The 14,637-nt window shown below is 28.1% G+C and carries 16 protein-coding genes; 8 read left to right on the forward strand and 8 right to left on the reverse strand.

Going from position 1 to position 14,637, the window contains the following annotated elements; genetic code table 11:
* The first annotated feature begins 190 nt into the window (after positions 1-190).
* Together BLT70_RS12530 and BLT70_RS12535 are read left to right on the forward strand one after the other, a co-directional pair.
* The gene (locus BLT70_RS12530) at positions 191-502 is read left to right on the forward strand and encodes a hypothetical protein (protein ID WP_091894906.1); all 312 of its coding nucleotides are present in this window, start codon (positions 191-193) and stop codon (positions 500-502) included.
* A gap of 57 nt (positions 503-559) precedes the next feature.
* Positions 560-1,174: a DUF1684 domain-containing protein gene (locus BLT70_RS12535; RefSeq protein WP_091894908.1), complete on the forward strand. Its 615-nt coding sequence runs from the start codon at positions 560-562 to the stop codon at positions 1,172-1,174.
* Between the two features lie 259 nt (positions 1,175-1,433).
* Here BLT70_RS12535 and BLT70_RS12540 read toward each other — a convergent pair whose 3' ends face one another.
* Positions 1,434-2,135, reverse strand: a complete 702-nt coding sequence (locus tag BLT70_RS12540) for a crotonase/enoyl-CoA hydratase family protein (RefSeq protein WP_091894910.1) — start codon at positions 2,133-2,135, stop codon at positions 1,434-1,436.
* A gap of 165 nt (positions 2,136-2,300) precedes the next feature.
* Here BLT70_RS12540 and BLT70_RS12545 point away from each other — a divergent pair, with 165 nt between their 5' ends.
* Entirely contained in the window at positions 2,301-3,602 is a 1,302-nt protein-coding gene (locus BLT70_RS12545) for a voltage-gated chloride channel family protein (protein WP_091894912.1), read from the forward strand.
* 30 nt (positions 3,603-3,632) lie between these two features.
* On the opposite strand, the gene BLT70_RS12550 is transcribed toward BLT70_RS12545, so the two are convergent.
* From BLT70_RS12550 to BLT70_RS12560, 3 genes are all read right to left on the reverse strand, one after another.
* Positions 3,633-4,601, reverse strand: a complete 969-nt coding sequence (locus BLT70_RS12550) for a BT_3928 family protein (RefSeq protein WP_091894914.1) — start codon at positions 4,599-4,601, stop codon at positions 3,633-3,635.
* Positions 4,598-5,233, reverse strand: coding sequence for a hypothetical protein (locus BLT70_RS12555; protein WP_091894916.1), 636 nt, complete (start codon positions 5,231-5,233; stop codon positions 4,598-4,600). The genes BLT70_RS12550 and BLT70_RS12555 overlap by 4 nt, the downstream gene beginning before the upstream one ends.
* A 121-nt stretch (positions 5,234-5,354) precedes the next feature.
* Positions 5,355-5,891: a DUF1599 domain-containing protein gene (locus BLT70_RS12560; RefSeq protein ID WP_091894918.1), complete on the reverse strand. Its 537-nt coding sequence runs from the start codon at positions 5,889-5,891 to the stop codon at positions 5,355-5,357.
* A gap of 88 nt (positions 5,892-5,979) precedes the next feature.
* Here BLT70_RS12560 and BLT70_RS12565 point away from each other — a divergent pair, with 88 nt between their 5' ends.
* The 4 genes from BLT70_RS12565 to cdaA all read left to right on the forward strand — a co-directional run bounded on the left by BLT70_RS12565 (position 5,980) and on the right by cdaA (position 9,084).
* A complete protein-coding gene (locus BLT70_RS12565) occupies positions 5,980-6,561 on the forward strand; it encodes a TIGR00730 family Rossman fold protein (RefSeq protein ID WP_091894920.1) in 582 nt (193 codons plus the stop codon).
* Position 6,562: 1 nt separating this feature from the next.
* Positions 6,563-7,384, forward strand: a complete 822-nt coding sequence (gene folP / locus BLT70_RS12570) for a dihydropteroate synthase (RefSeq protein ID WP_091894922.1) — start codon at positions 6,563-6,565, stop codon at positions 7,382-7,384.
* Positions 7,385-7,649: 265 nt separating this feature from the next.
* Positions 7,650-8,255, forward strand: a complete 606-nt coding sequence (locus BLT70_RS12575; protein WP_091894924.1) for a biopolymer transporter ExbD — start codon at positions 7,650-7,652, stop codon at positions 8,253-8,255.
* Between the two features lie 52 nt (positions 8,256-8,307).
* On the forward strand, positions 8,308-9,084 hold the full coding sequence (gene cdaA / locus BLT70_RS12580; RefSeq protein WP_091894926.1) for a diadenylate cyclase CdaA: 777 nt from the start codon (positions 8,308-8,310) through the stop codon (positions 9,082-9,084).
* Positions 9,085-9,162: 78 nt separating this feature from the next.
* On the opposite strand, the gene BLT70_RS12585 is transcribed toward cdaA, so the two are convergent.
* The 3 genes from BLT70_RS12585 to truA all read right to left on the reverse strand — a co-directional run bounded on the left by BLT70_RS12585 (position 9,163) and on the right by truA (position 12,258).
* Positions 9,163-9,609 carry a hypothetical protein gene (locus BLT70_RS12585; protein WP_091894928.1) on the reverse strand — a complete coding sequence of 149 codons (447 nt, stop codon included), beginning with the start codon at positions 9,607-9,609 and terminating at the stop codon, positions 9,163-9,165.
* Between the two features lie 153 nt (positions 9,610-9,762).
* A complete protein-coding gene (locus BLT70_RS12590) occupies positions 9,763-11,529 on the reverse strand; it encodes an ABC transporter ATP-binding protein (RefSeq protein WP_091894930.1) in 1,767 nt (588 codons plus the stop codon).
* A 3-nt stretch (positions 11,530-11,532) separates the two neighbouring features.
* A complete protein-coding gene (gene truA, locus BLT70_RS12595; RefSeq protein WP_091894932.1) occupies positions 11,533-12,258 on the reverse strand; it encodes a tRNA pseudouridine(38-40) synthase TruA in 726 nt (241 codons plus the stop codon).
* 98 nt (positions 12,259-12,356) lie between these two features.
* On the opposite strand from truA, the gene BLT70_RS12600 reads away from it, so the two are divergent.
* Positions 12,357-12,854, forward strand: a complete 498-nt coding sequence (locus tag BLT70_RS12600; RefSeq protein WP_091894934.1) for a metallophosphoesterase — start codon at positions 12,357-12,359, stop codon at positions 12,852-12,854.
* Here BLT70_RS12600 and BLT70_RS12605 read toward each other — a convergent pair.
* Positions 12,851-14,626 carry a tetratricopeptide repeat-containing sensor histidine kinase gene (locus BLT70_RS12605; protein ID WP_091894936.1) on the reverse strand — a complete coding sequence of 592 codons (1,776 nt, stop codon included), beginning with the start codon at positions 14,624-14,626 and terminating at the stop codon, positions 12,851-12,853. The genes BLT70_RS12600 and BLT70_RS12605 overlap by 4 nt on opposite strands.
* Positions 14,627-14,637: the final 11 nt, after the last annotated feature.

A 14,637-nucleotide genomic window follows, 5' to 3' on the forward strand; every position in this document is an offset into this window, starting at 1 on the left:
AAGTCGGACTTTTTATAATTGTTTTATTTTACATTGATAGTATCAAAACATATATACGGGCCGATTCTTGTGCTTTTTGCACGATAACTTGGTTAAATATGTAATGACAATTCTCATTTTATTTTCTTTTTGAAAGTATAAATCTACATAAAATAATTTAAAGTTGTATTTTTATAGAAAGAATTTTATCATGAAAAAAATTAACCTTGTTTATTTAACTCACTTATTATTAATCATTTTTGCTTTTAACTTTCAAAGTTGTGCTTCTAAAAAGAGTAAAATTATTGTAAACGAAAAAGTAGTAACTAAAAAATATGATAATCATAATTTAGATAAAAACATTCTTTATTTAATAGACGGAAAAGAAGTTTCTGCTAATGATATAAAGAAACTAAAACCAGAAAATATAGCATCTTTAAATGTAATTAAAAATAAAAAAGAAGTTGCAAAATATACAAACAAAAAAATTAATGGTGTAATTATCATTAAATTGAAAAAATAAATTGAAGTTTAAAAAGATACGTTTATTAAGCAGCTATTATTTTATATTTTTGCTACTATGAAAAAAATTACGATACTTTTCTCTCTATTATTTATAATGTCTTGCAATTCACAAGACAAACGTCCATTAATGGGCGAAACCGAATATCAGAAAGAATTAAATGCAAGTTATAAAGATGCATCAAAATCACCTTTAAAAAAGAAGGATTTAAAAAACTTTAAAGGATTAGATTTTTTCCCTATAGATTCTACTTTTATTGTCACAGCAAAACTAACAAAAACAGAAAATGCGCCAACTTTTGAGATGGCAACAACTACAGACAGAAAGCCAATATACAAAGAATACGGAATTTTAAATTTCACTTTAAAAGGGAAAGAATGTCAGTTAACAATTTACCAAAGTCAAGATAATTTGCGTGATGAAAAATACAAAGATTATCTGTTTCTACCTTTTACAGATGACACTTCTGGCGAGGATTCTTATGGTGGTGGACGTTATATGGATGTAATGACTACTGATGAAAATCCTGATGGAACAATTCGACTAAACTTCAACAATACTTACAATCCATATTGTGCTTATAACGACAAATATTCTTGCCCATTAACACCCAGAAAAAATCATTTAGATTTAGAAATAAAAGCGGGCGTTAAAGTTTTTAAGAAACATTAATTTTAGAAGCTATTTCCTGCTTTCCACTGTATTTTTTTGCTTAAAAAAGCAAAAAAGATGCCGTTTCAATCAGGGCTAGGCTTTCTTAAAACCTTTTCACAATCTTTAAACTATTAGTTAATTAAACAGCCAATAGCTTAAAAAAGCTATAAAGTCAGCAAAAAAACTTAGCCCTGATTGAACGATCTGTTTGAGCTCTTTTTTGAGTTTTTACGAAAAAAAAGCGAGTAGTGAAAGCAGGAAATAGCTTCTAAAAAAATTAAACATTTATAAAAATATCACTTTTTAAATCTAATTCAATTGCATTTTCTAAAGCTTCTAAATGTGGTTTTCTAACTTTTAACTTAGTTGCTGCGTGTGCTTTTTTATTCAGTTTTGTAAACATTTCTGCAACCTTAATTGCTGTTGGTAACAACTGATTTTCCGGAACAATTACATCTAAAAAACCAGCTTTTACTGCGTCTTTAGAATTAAATATTTCTGCATTATTTACACTTCTATTTACATACACTTCAGAAAGTCTAGATTTTGCAATCGCAATACCTGCATTGTGCATGGTCATGCCAATCATTACTTCATTTAAACCAATTTTAAAATCGCCTTCTACACCAATTCTATAATCTGCCGAAAGTAATAAAAACGCACCTTTTGCAATTGCATGACCATTGCAAGCAATAATAATTGGTTTCGGAAAAGACAACATTCTTAAAGATAATTTAGAACCTTTTGTTACTAATTCTTTAGCAGATTCTACCGATTTTGACATCACTTTTAAATCAAATCCGCCAGAAAAAATACCAGAAGTCCCTGTTAAAATTACAATTTTACCATCTTGTGCAGCCTTGTCTAAACTTATATTTAAACCCGCAATAACTTCATTAGAAATCGCATTTGCTTTTCCGTTAATAATGGTAATAATTGCATACTTTTCTTCCGATTGATAGGTTACAAATTCGTTCATTATTTTGATTTTGAAACAAGTTACAATAAATTCTTAAAAAGAAGAATATTTGGTTTAAAAATCATCTTTTAGAATACAGAATCTCTTTACTTTTATTTGTTTAAATTTGCCCCAAAAGGAACATTTAAAAACTATAACTCCTTTGTTATAGAGGACATAAAATATATGGATAAAATTAAAAAATTCTTTCTTTCGTTTGAGCAAAGCTTTTCTTTACTTTTTCTTTTAAAATGGAGTTTTATCTGCTTACTTATTGGCGCATTAACTGGGAGTACTTCTGCTGTTTTTTTATGGTGTTTAGAATGGGCAACAAATTATAGAGAAGCCAATTTTTGGATTATTTCATTACTGCCAATTGCGGGTCTTGTAATTGGTTTATCTTATCATTATTATGGCGAAAGTGTTGTAAAAGGAAACAATTTATTATTGGAAGAATATCATTCTCCTAAAAAAGTAATTCCTTTTAAAATGGCTCCTTTAGTGTTTATAGGAACTGTTCTTACTCATTTATTTGGTGGTTCTGCAGGTCGTGAAGGAACGGCTGTACAAGTTGGTGGCGCAATTGCAGATCAGTTTACCAAAGTTTTTAAACTTTCTGATTCAGACAGAAAAATTGTATTAATTGCTGGTGTCAGTGCAGGTTTTGCATCCGTTTTTGGAACACCTTTAGCAGGCGCTATTTTTGCGTTGGAAGTTATGGTGATTGGAAGAATAAAATTTGACGCTATTTTACCAAGCTTTTTAGCGGCTATTTTTGCAAACTATTTTTGTGATGTTTGGGAAATTTCTCATCATACACATTATACTATTTCAACAATTGCAGATTTAACTCCGGCAACTATTTTATGGTCTTTATTGGCAGGAATTATTTTTGGATTGGCAAGCTTGTTGTTTTCAAAATCTACACACTTTTGGGGAAATTTGTTTAAGAAAAACATTAAATATCCACCACTTCGCCCAGTAATTGGTGGTATTATTTTAGCAGTTACTTGGTATTTTATGGGAACTACAAAATATATAGGTTTAGGTGTGCCAACAATTGTTGATGCATTTAATATCGATTTGAATTCTTATGATTTTTTTTTAAAGATATTATTTACTTCTTTCACTTTAGGCGCAGGATTTAAAGGCGGCGAAGTAACTCCGTTATTTTTCATTGGTGCTACTTTAGGAAATGTTTTAATTTGGTTTATTCCTTTGCCAATGCCACTTTTAGCCGGAATGGGATTTGTGGCTGTTTTTGCTGGCGCAACAAATACACCAATTGCTTGTACAATAATGGGAATTGAATTATTTGGAATAGAATCTGGTGTTTTTATTGCACTAGCTTGTACAACAGCTTATCTATTTTCTGGCCATTCTGGTATTTATGCTGCTCAAATTATTGGAAGTCCAAAACATATATTTTTTAATAAAGAAAAAGGACTAACTCTTACTGACGTAGATAAGCTACGCAATAAAAAATAGTCCATTTATTTTGTAAGAAGAAAAGAGAATTTACAACTCTATTTCATCTGCATCAATCCAATTTTTCTTTTGAGTAACAGTACCTTTATTTAAAATGATAATTCCAGGATTTGCTCTAATCATGGTTTTTAAAGTTGTTTCATCACAAAATAAAAACTCGAAAGGCAAGTTGTAAGTGTCTTTTGTTTCTAAAATAATATCAGTAAAAGAAGCAGAAACTCCATAAACTTTATACCCTTTTTCAATCGCTTTTTCTGCAACTATTTTAATTTGAGGAAATCCATCAGAATTAGATTTTTCTAAACTAGAAGTAATAATTAACATCACTTTCTCCATTTGTAAAATTTCTGGAGCCAAATCATTTTGAGTATCTTCTAACATAAAATCATGCACAGGAGGAATTTCGCCATCATCTTTATATTGCATTCCTTCTGTAATATTTTTACCAATTGCATAAGGTCTAAAGTCGATAATTGGTAGATGTGTTAGTACATGTTGCACAATAAACATAAAACCAGCCAAAGAAACTAACGTAATTACTTTTGGAATTTTACCGCCAAAAATGGGTTTTATAAGTTTCACTTTTATCACTAAAATGATAATTAACGCAATTAAAATCACGTTTTTATAAAAGGTTTCCCAAGGAGATAATTTTACTGCATCTCCAAAACAACCACAATCTGTTACTTTATTATAATGTGCAGAATACCAAGTTAAAAACAAGAAAATTAGTGTTAAGAAAAACAAACTCCAAACTGTTAATTTTGGTTTGTAGCCTATTAAAATCATGACTCCTAATAATATTTCTGCAACAATTAAAACTATTGAAAATATTAATGCATACGGAATTAAAAATTCCATATTTAAAACACTTTCAGAAAAGTATTCTTGAAACTTATATTGAGAACCAATAGGATCTACCAATTTTACAAAGCCTGAAAATATAAATAAGGCTCCGACTAATATTCTTGAAATTTGGGTAATCAGTTTTTGTATCATGATTTTCTATTTATATAATTATGCATTTTATCATTTACTGTTAAATAATAAACGGCAAAAAACATTCTTCTTTTTATTCCTTTAAATTCTTTCATTTCAAATTGATAAAATGCTGCTGATTGAACTCCAAAAGAAATCTCATTAGATAGACTAAACCTTTTATAAAAGTCTCTAAATAAAACATCTTCATTTTTTAAACTCTTTAGAAATAACATATATTTTCCAAATAAATTTAAATCATAAGCTTTTTCAAGAATTGGTTTTTCCATACCTGATCCCTTATAAAAAGTTTTATGCACCCAAATTTCTTTAAAAAAAGCAGTGTCAATTTTCGAATACACTTCCTCTTGAAGTTTGTAATTTAAAGGAATTTTAAATCCTTTTATTTCATTTATGCATTCTTCAATGATATTTTTATTGAATTCAAAATAAGCCTCGTCTTTAGGCTTACTTTTATCTAAATGAATTTCACTATCAAAAAAATCGACAATTTTAGCTAAATCTTGTAATTCAGAATCAGTAAAAAATTCTGACATAGATACATCAGATTTCATTTCCTTATAAGTAGAAGATTTTTCTACTGCACAACTCACAAAAAACAAAACAGCAATTAAATAAACTAGTTTTTTCATACAATTATTTTAAAACTTCTTGATACAATTAAATAGATTGCTTCGTGCCTCGCAATGACAAACTTTGCAACTTTGTTACACTGAAACTTTACAAACTTTTCAACTTTAAGAACTTTAAAACTTATTCCGCCAAATGAATCATTGCAAAAACAGCATAATTAATCATGTCTTGATAATTTGCATCAATACCTTCAGAAACAATTGTTTTTCCTTTATTATCTTCAATTTGTTTAACGCGTAATAATTTCTGCAAAATTAAATCTGTTAAACTAGAAACACGCATATCTCGCCAAGCCTCACCATAATCATGATTTTTATTCATCATTAATTCTTTGGTGATTTTAGAATGTTTATCATACAAAATTGTTGCTTCTTCAGTATTTAAATCAGGATTTTCTACAACTCCATTTTCTAACTGAATTAACGCCATAATAGAATAATTGATAATCCCAATAAACTCAGATTTTTCTCCTTCATCAACTTTTCTTACCTCATTTTCTTGCAATTGACGAATTCTTTGGGCTTTAATAAAAATCTGATCTGTTAAAGAAGGCAAACGTAAAATACGCCAAGCGCTTCCATAATCACTCATTTTTTTGATAAATAAACTTCTGCATTCTTCAATTACAGCATCATATTGTTTAGAGGTATCTTGCATTTTCTTCTGTTAAAAAGTATTTGCTCAAAAATACTAAATCCTAAAAGCTTTTCTTTTATTTTTACAAAAGAATTTTAAAACCCATATATTGAAAAGAATTGTTGTTTTTTGTGGCTCAAGCTTAGGCTTTAACCCTATTTATAAAGAAGCTGCCATAGAATTAGGAAATTATTTTGCCGCAAACAAAATTGGTTTGGTGTATGGTGGAGGAAAATTAGGAATGATGGGCATTCTTGCCGATACAATTCTCGATCATAATGGCGAAGTTATTGGTGTAATTCCTAAATTATTAGAAAAAGAAGAAGTTGTTCATGCTGGCGTTGAAGAAATGATTGTTTGCAAAAAAATGAGTGAACGAAAAGTAATCATGAGCAAATTAATTGATGGCTATATTACGCTTCCCGGAGGTTTTGGAACATTAGACGAATTGTTTGAAGCACTCACTTTAGGTCAACTTCAAATAGAGCAAAAACCAATCGGACTTTTAAATGTAAATGGTTTTTTTGATGCTATTTTATTGCAATTAGATAAAATGGTCGAAGAAGGTTATTTAAAGCAAATCAATAGAAATATGTTGATAGTTGGCACTTCTGTAAACGATTTAATGCAAAAAATGAACGCTTACAAAGCACCAAAAATAAGTCCTATAATTAATAAAGTAGTACGTTAAAATGACAATAAACTGCAAAGGTACTTTAGTAGATCTAGCATCACCAAAAGTGATGGGAATTTTAAATATTACTCCAGATTCTTTTTTTGACGGCGGAAAATATAAAAACGAAGCTGACATTCTTAATCAAACAGAAAAAATGCTTTCTGATGGCGCAACTTTTATAGATGTTGGTGCTTATTCTTCTAGACCTGGTGCAAAACATATTTCCGAAGAAGAAGAGCTTAAAAGGATTGTTCCTGTTATCAATTTATTGATTAAAAACTTTCCTGAAATTATTATTTCTGTTGATACTTTTAGAAGTAAAGTTGCCAAAGAAACCATAAATGCTGGCGCAGCAATTGTAAACGATATTTCTGGCGGAAAAATGGATGATAAAATGTTTGAAACTGTTGCTAACTTACAAGTTCCTTATATTTTAATGCACATGTTAGGCACGCCACAAAACATGCAGTTAAATCCTGTCTATAAAGATGTTACTCAAGAAATTATTTCCTTTTTTGCCGAACAGATTTTCAAATTACATCAACTTAAATTAAATGATATTATTATTGATGTTGGTTTCGGCTTTGGAAAAACGAACACTCATAATTTTGAAATTCTTAAGAATTTATCACTTTTTAAAAGTTTAGACGCTCCAATTTTAGCCGGAATTTCTCGTAAATCTATGTTGTATAAAACTTTAGATATTTCTGCGCAAGAAGCTTTAAATGCAACCACTTCTGCAAATACAATTGCACTTTTAAACGGCGCAAATATTTTACGTGTTCATGATGTAAAAGAAGCTATAGAAGCTGTTAAAATTGTAAATCAAATTTTATAATATTTTTTTTTGAAGCTATTTCCTGCTTTCACTACTCGCTTTTTTTTCGTAAAAACTCAAAAAAGAGCTCAAACAAACCGTTCAATCAGGGCTAAACTTGTATACTAGCTAATTCTTTTTTGCAATAATCTTATTTCCTTTTTTTGGCATTCTTTTTGTTAAAGAAATGTTAACACAAAAACTCAACCTACCTAAACTTTAATAAACTTCTTGATTTTATCAAGCGGAAAAAACAAAATTTATTAATTTTTAAAAACTAGGAATTATGAGTAGAAAAGAATCTCCAGAAATTAATGCTGGCTCAATGGCAGACATCGCATTTTTATTATTAATCTTCTTTTTAGTGACTACAACTATGAATATCGATTCAGGAATTATGCGAAAAATTGCAGAAAAACCAATTGACAATCGAGTTATTGATATCAAAGAAAAAAACATTTTAGAAGTAAACATCAATTTTAATAACGAGTTATTAGTAGATGAGAAAATTGTTCAATTAACAGATTTAAAACAAATTGCTATCGATTTTATTGACAACGGCGCTGGTTTAGATGCCAACCAAAAACCTTGCGATTGGTGTAATGGCAAACAAATTGATACATCTTCAGATCATCCATCAAAAGCATTAATTTCTATAAATGCTGATAGAAACACCAATTATGAAACGTATATTACTGTGCTAGATAATTTAAATAGTGCTTACACACATTTACGAAATAAGTTGTCTGTAGCATTGTACAATAAAAATTATGTAAGCTTAGAAGAGGATTTTAAAAAATCAAATAATAATGACAAATTGATAGAATCTAAAATTAATTTAATCCGTGAAAAATACCCGTTATTACTTTCTGATGTTGAAATAAAAAACTGATATTGTACACTCCGAATTTATTAGTACTTTTACCTAAAATCAATCTATTTTCATGCTAGATTTTATTGAATTTTCTTTCTTAGATATTTTAGATATTGTACTTGTTGCAATCTTATTATATTATGTTTACAAACTTTTAAAAGGTACTGTAGCCATTAATATTGTAATTGGTATTGCATTAATATTTGTAATCTGGCAAATTACACAAGCCTTAAAAATGGAAATGTTAAGCGGCATTTTAGGTTACTTACTTTCTGGAGGAGTTATTGCCCTAATTATTGTTTTTCAACAAGAAATTAGAAAATTTTTATTAATGATTGGTACTACTAACTTTACAAACAAAAAAAGTTTTTTAAAACAATTAAAGTTTTTGAATTCAGAAATTGGTCCAGAAATCGATACGGATAAAATTTTAAAGGCATGTAGCAATATGTCTAAAACGAAAACGGGCGCTTTAATTGTAATTGAAAGAACAAATAGTTTAGATTTTTTAATTAATAATGGTGATTCTATGAACGCACTTATTAATGAAGTTATTTTAGAAAGTATTTTCTTTAAAAACAGCCCATTACATGATGGAGCAACTATTATTAGAGATAATTATATTGTAGCAACTAGAGTTATTTTGCCCATTTCTGATAGTACAAAAATACCTTCAAGATTTGGTTTAAGACACAGAGCTGCAATTGGTGTTAGTGAAAAAACAGATGCCGTTTGTTTATTAGTTTCAGAAGAAACTGGCGAAATTTCTTATATTAAAGATGGCGAATTTGTTCTCTTTAAAAACCTTGAGGAACTTAATGAAAAACTTAAAAAAGACTTAATGTAATACAATTTTTATAAATTTTGTCCATAAAAAAACTCTCAATTTTGAGAGTTTTAGTTTTATAAAAGGTTTAAAATAATCTTACATATCTTTCTCCATTTCCTCAACTTTTGCATCAATTTTAGCCATTGTTGCTTTAAAAGATTCTTTTGCCTCTTCGCCTAAATTTTTCATGTATTGCTCACTATCGTTTGCAAATTCTTTTGTTTTCATTGTAAATTCTGAATTTTTAATATTTTCAGCACCCTTATCCATTTGAGTCTTTACGTAATTTGCATAATTTTCTAAATATGCTTCAGCTTTTTCATCATCTAATTTAGGAATTTCAATGTTATCAAACGCAGAATTTATACCATCTTTTGCATCATTATAACCTTCTTTAATGTCATTTCCTAAATCATCTACACCTTCTTCAAGATCATTTCCAATTTCTGTCATTTCGTTATTTACTTCTTTTTTTGTACTTTCTTTACAAGCTGTAAATACAATAGAAGCAGCTACCATTATTGTTAAAACTATTTTCTTCATAATTATTTAATTTTTAAAATTATTATTCATCAGTTTTTAAAACTAATTCTATGCAAATATATATTTGTATGAAAAAAGTTATTATCTCTAATAAATTAATTTTTAACTCTTATGAAAGAAAGTTTATTTGAATAAAATATAATAATGTTACTTTTAAGAAGCTACATCTAAACTAAATTGTTTATCATATAGGTTTTTATAATATCCATTTTCTTTTTCTAACAATTCGGAATGAATACCTTCTTCAACAATCAAACCTTTATCCATTACAATAATTTTATCGGCTTGTTTTATTGTTGCTAATCTATGTGCAATTACAATGGAAGTTCGCTCTTTTGTAATCGTTTCTGTAGCATATTGTATCATTTGTTCTGCTTGAGCATCTACAGACGATGTAGCTTCATCTAAAATTAAAATACTTGGTTTACTTACATAAGCACGTAAAAAAGCAATTAATTGTCTTTGACCAGAAGATAACATTGCGCCTCTTTCTTTTACGTTATAATCGTAACCTCCAGGAAGCGTCATAATAAAATCGTGAATTCCTATTTGTTTTGCTGCATTCTCTACATCCTTTAAAGTAATGTTTTCATCCTTTAAGGTAATATTATTTAAAATTGAATCAGAAAACAGAAATACGTCTTGCAATACAATTGCAACTTGATTTCTTAAACTTTCTAAGGTATAATCATCAATAGAAACTCCATCAACAGCAATGGTTCCTTTATCAATTTCATAAAAACGATTTATTAAATTGATAATGGTAGATTTTCCTGCTCCAGTTGCACCAACTATAGCAACAGTTTGTCCACTTTTCACGTCAAAAGAGATTCCTTTTAAAACTTCTTCATCTTGAATATAGCTAAATGTTACATCTTTAAAACTGATATTTCCTTTTAAATTTTCGGCTTTTATTGTTCCGCTTTTAGCAACACTACTATTTGTATCAATTACTTTAAAAACACGTTCTCCAGCAACAATTCCCATTTGAAGCTGATTAAATTTATCAGCAATTTGGCGTAAAGGTCTAAACAACATTTGTGCATATTGTATAAAACCCATAATCATACCAACGGAAATCCCTGAATTTTGAATAGCCTGTCCACCTCCAAACCAAACTATTAATCCAATTCCAATTGATGATAAAATTTCAGCAATAGGGAAGAAAACGGAGTAATACCAAATTGTTTTTACGTGTGCCTTTTTATGTTTTTCATTTATTTCTTTAAAATTCTGATATTCTATATTTTCGCGATTAAAAAGTTGCACAATTTTCATTCCTGTAACTCTTTCTTGTACAAAACCATTTAAATTTGCAACCTGATTTCTAACCTCTTGAAAAGTAGCTTTTATGGCAACTTGAAAAAGTTTTGTGGCATACACTAAAATCGGTAAAATTGCTAACGTAATTAATGCCAACTTCCAATTTAAAAAAAGCATTACTACAGTTACAGCAAGCATTTTAAGTATATCGCTTAAAATTGTAAAAACGCCATTACTAAAAAAAGCTGCAATTGTTTCAATATCAGAAACGACTCTTGTAACTAATTTACCAACTGAATTTTTATCAAAATAAGACATTTTAAACTGTAAAATATGTCTAAATATTTTTGATCTAATATCTCTAATAATATGTTGTCCAACCCAATTTGCAAAATAGATAAACGAAAATTGAAGCAAAACCTCAATTAATAAAACGGCAAGCATTAATAAGGTGTAATCTAATAAACCTGCTTTGTCTTTTGATAAAATATAGTCATCTACAGTATTGATTAAAATGTAGGGTGATAAAACCGAAAATAATGCCAAAAGTATGGTTGATGAAGCTGCAATAAAAAAATACAAGCGATACCTTTTTGCAAAAGACATTAGTCTTGAGAAAATTTGAATATCGAAAGCATTTCCTGTTTTTTCTGCCAAAACTTAGTATTTAATATTTGTTAAAAATAAACCTTTTGCAGGAACTGACAATCCTGCATTTCCTCTATTCTTGCTTTCTATAATTGCTCTAAAACCATCAATAGAAATTTTACCCAAACCAACATCTACAAGCGTGCCAACAATAGCTCTAACCATATTTCTAAGAAATCTATTTGCTGAAATATGAAATGTTAATTCAGATCCTTTTAACTCCCAAAAAGCTTCTGTTACATCGCAATTAAAAGTATAGACATCTGTTTTTACTTTAGAAAAAGTTTGAAAATCTGTATATTCTAAAAGCAATTTAGCTGCTTCATTCATTAAATGAATATCTGGTTTTTGAGAGTGAATTTGCCAAGAAAAATCTAATAAAAACGGATTTCGTCCCAACCAAATTTTATACTCATAACTTCTTGATGTTGCATCAAATCGAACATGTTTTTCTGCATCAACCAAAAAAACTTGATGTACAGAAATATCATTTGGTAAAATGGAGTTTAATTTGAAAACAATATTCTTTTTCAATTCTTTTTCGATATCAAAATGCGCAAACATTTGCGATGCATGAACTCCTGTGTCTGTTCTTCCTGCACCAACAACTTGAATCTTTTCTTGAAAAATAGTACTTATTGCATTATTTAATTTTTCTTGAACAGATATTGCATCTGGTTGAATTTGCCAACCATGATAATTTTTTCCGTTATAAGAAAGTTCTATAAAATATCTCAAGAATATATATTTTTGAAGTCTTCAAAATTACGAATTTTATTTTGTTATCCTTACTTTTGACCTTCTAAGAGACGTTAAACTTTTCTTACTATTTTTTGATGAAAAAAATTTTATTACTATCTGATACTCATAGTTTTATTGATGATCAAATTTTAAAGTTTGTAAAACAGGCTGATGAAATTTGGCACGCAGGTGATATTGGTAATTTAGAAGTTACTGATAAAATTAAAAAACTGAAACCTTTAAGAGCCGTTTTTGGTAATATTGACGGAACTGATGCAAGAGCAGAATTCCCTTTAGATGCAAAGTTTTCTGTAGAAAATGTTGCAGTTTGGATGACTCATATTGGTGGATATCCAAACAGATATAACATAAGAATTAGAGAAGAAATTGCTAAAAACGCACCAAAAATTTTTATTTCTGGTCATTCACATATTTTAAAAGTTCAGTTTGACAAGAAACTAAATTTATTGCATTTAAATCCTGGAGCTGCAGGAAATCATGGTTTTCATTCTATTAGAACTATGCTACGTTTTGAAATAGAAAAAGGAGAAATTAAAAATTTAGAAATTATAGAATTAGCTAAAAGAGGTTAAACATATTCTCTTTCTTGAATTGGTAATTCTACTTTTATGATAGTTCCGTTATTTTTAGAAGTAATAATCTTAAACTTGCCTTTCATCATTTTTATTCTAGCATAAATTTGATTGATTCCTATACCTTTCTTAGAGAAAGTTTTCTTTTTATCAAAACCAATTCCGTCATCAGAAATTTCTAAAATAAGACTACCCTCCTCTTCTTTTAATTGAATAAATGCACTATCTGCTTTACTGTGTTTTAAGATATTATTTATAAATTCTTGAATAATATTATATGTTTTAATTTCAAAATTCTGATCATATCTTCTCAAACTTCCAATTTGTGTATCAATAGATAATTCTGAATTTGAATATTTTTCTGCAATATCTTTTATAGCAAAATTTAATCCAAATTTTAACAAAACTGATGACATTAAAGAATGTGATAAATCTCTAATTTTTGCTGAAGCTTCATTAATTATTTTTTGAGTTTTATCAATTTCAATTGGCACATCTCCTTCAAATTGTCTTACTGATGCTTGTAAGTGTAAGTTTGCAGATGATAATAAAGCACTAACACTATCGTGCAATGTTTCTGCAATTTCTTTTCTTTCAGATTCTTTTCCATCAATCGTGGCATTTAAAATTCTTACTTGAGAATCAGATTTTAATTTATCTAATTTTTGACTTTGAAGTAGTTCTGTTTTACTCAGTTTAATTTGCAAGTTTTTTTGTCGTAAACTATAATAGGTTATAATTACTAGTAGAAAAATAAGGATTAAGGAACTTATTACAACAATTGTATTTGCTCTGTCTTTTTCTTCTAAAAGTTTGATGTCTTGTTTCTTTTCTAAAAGTTCTTTTTGAGTATTAAAATCATATTCAAAACCTAATTTTTCAATAATTCTTCTTATTTCTTTTCCCCTTAAAGTATCTTTAATTTCATAAGAAAGTTCTTGAAATGAATAAGCCTCATAATCTTTCATTTTATATAAGTTATAAGCTAAATTGTAATATAAATTCTCTTTAACTCTTAGTGCTCTATCACTACTTTCATTTTTAATTAGATCTAAAGCTTCCTTGTATGTTTTTTTTGCCTCTTTATAATTGTTTTGATCTAAAAAAATACTCGCTAAGTTTCCTTTAGCAGCAGCTTCAGAAATTTTATTATTACGTTTTTGATGAATAGAAACTGCTCTTATTGCATACTGTTTAGCTAAATCATATAAAGAATCTTTCCTATGAATTCCTGAAAGATTTGTTGAAGCACTAGCTTGATAAGAAAGGGACTTAGTTTCTAAAGATTCTATTTCTAATGTTTTATGATAAAAATATCTAGCAGAATCAATTTGACTATTCCTTAAATATTCATTTCCTAATTTTAAATATGTCCTAATTTTCTCTACCTCATAATATTCATCATAATTAAGGTCATAAATACTATTATTTTCTAACTCAAGTATATTTAATGCATTTTTATAATGTATTATTGATATATTATGATTATTGTTAATACTATAAATCTCAGCAACTAGAAAATTTAGTTTAAAGCTTATTTCAGGGTCTAAATCAGATTTTAATAATGGAAGTGCTTTTTCTAAAGCTTCAGGATAACGAGCGTTATTAAATAACTTTTGAATTCCAAGATACTTCTTTTGATATAGACTGTCGTTCTTTTGTGTGTACAAAAAAGAAACCTTATTAAATAAGGTTTCTTTTTTTATGAATTTAAATGCTTTTACTGGATAAAAGTTAAAACAAATAAATAATATTACTATTTTCTCTTTCAATTAATTAATTT

It is taken from the genome of Polaribacter sp. KT25b (genome assembly GCF_900105145.1).
Taxonomy (GTDB): Bacteria; Bacteroidota; Bacteroidia; order Flavobacteriales; family Flavobacteriaceae; genus Polaribacter.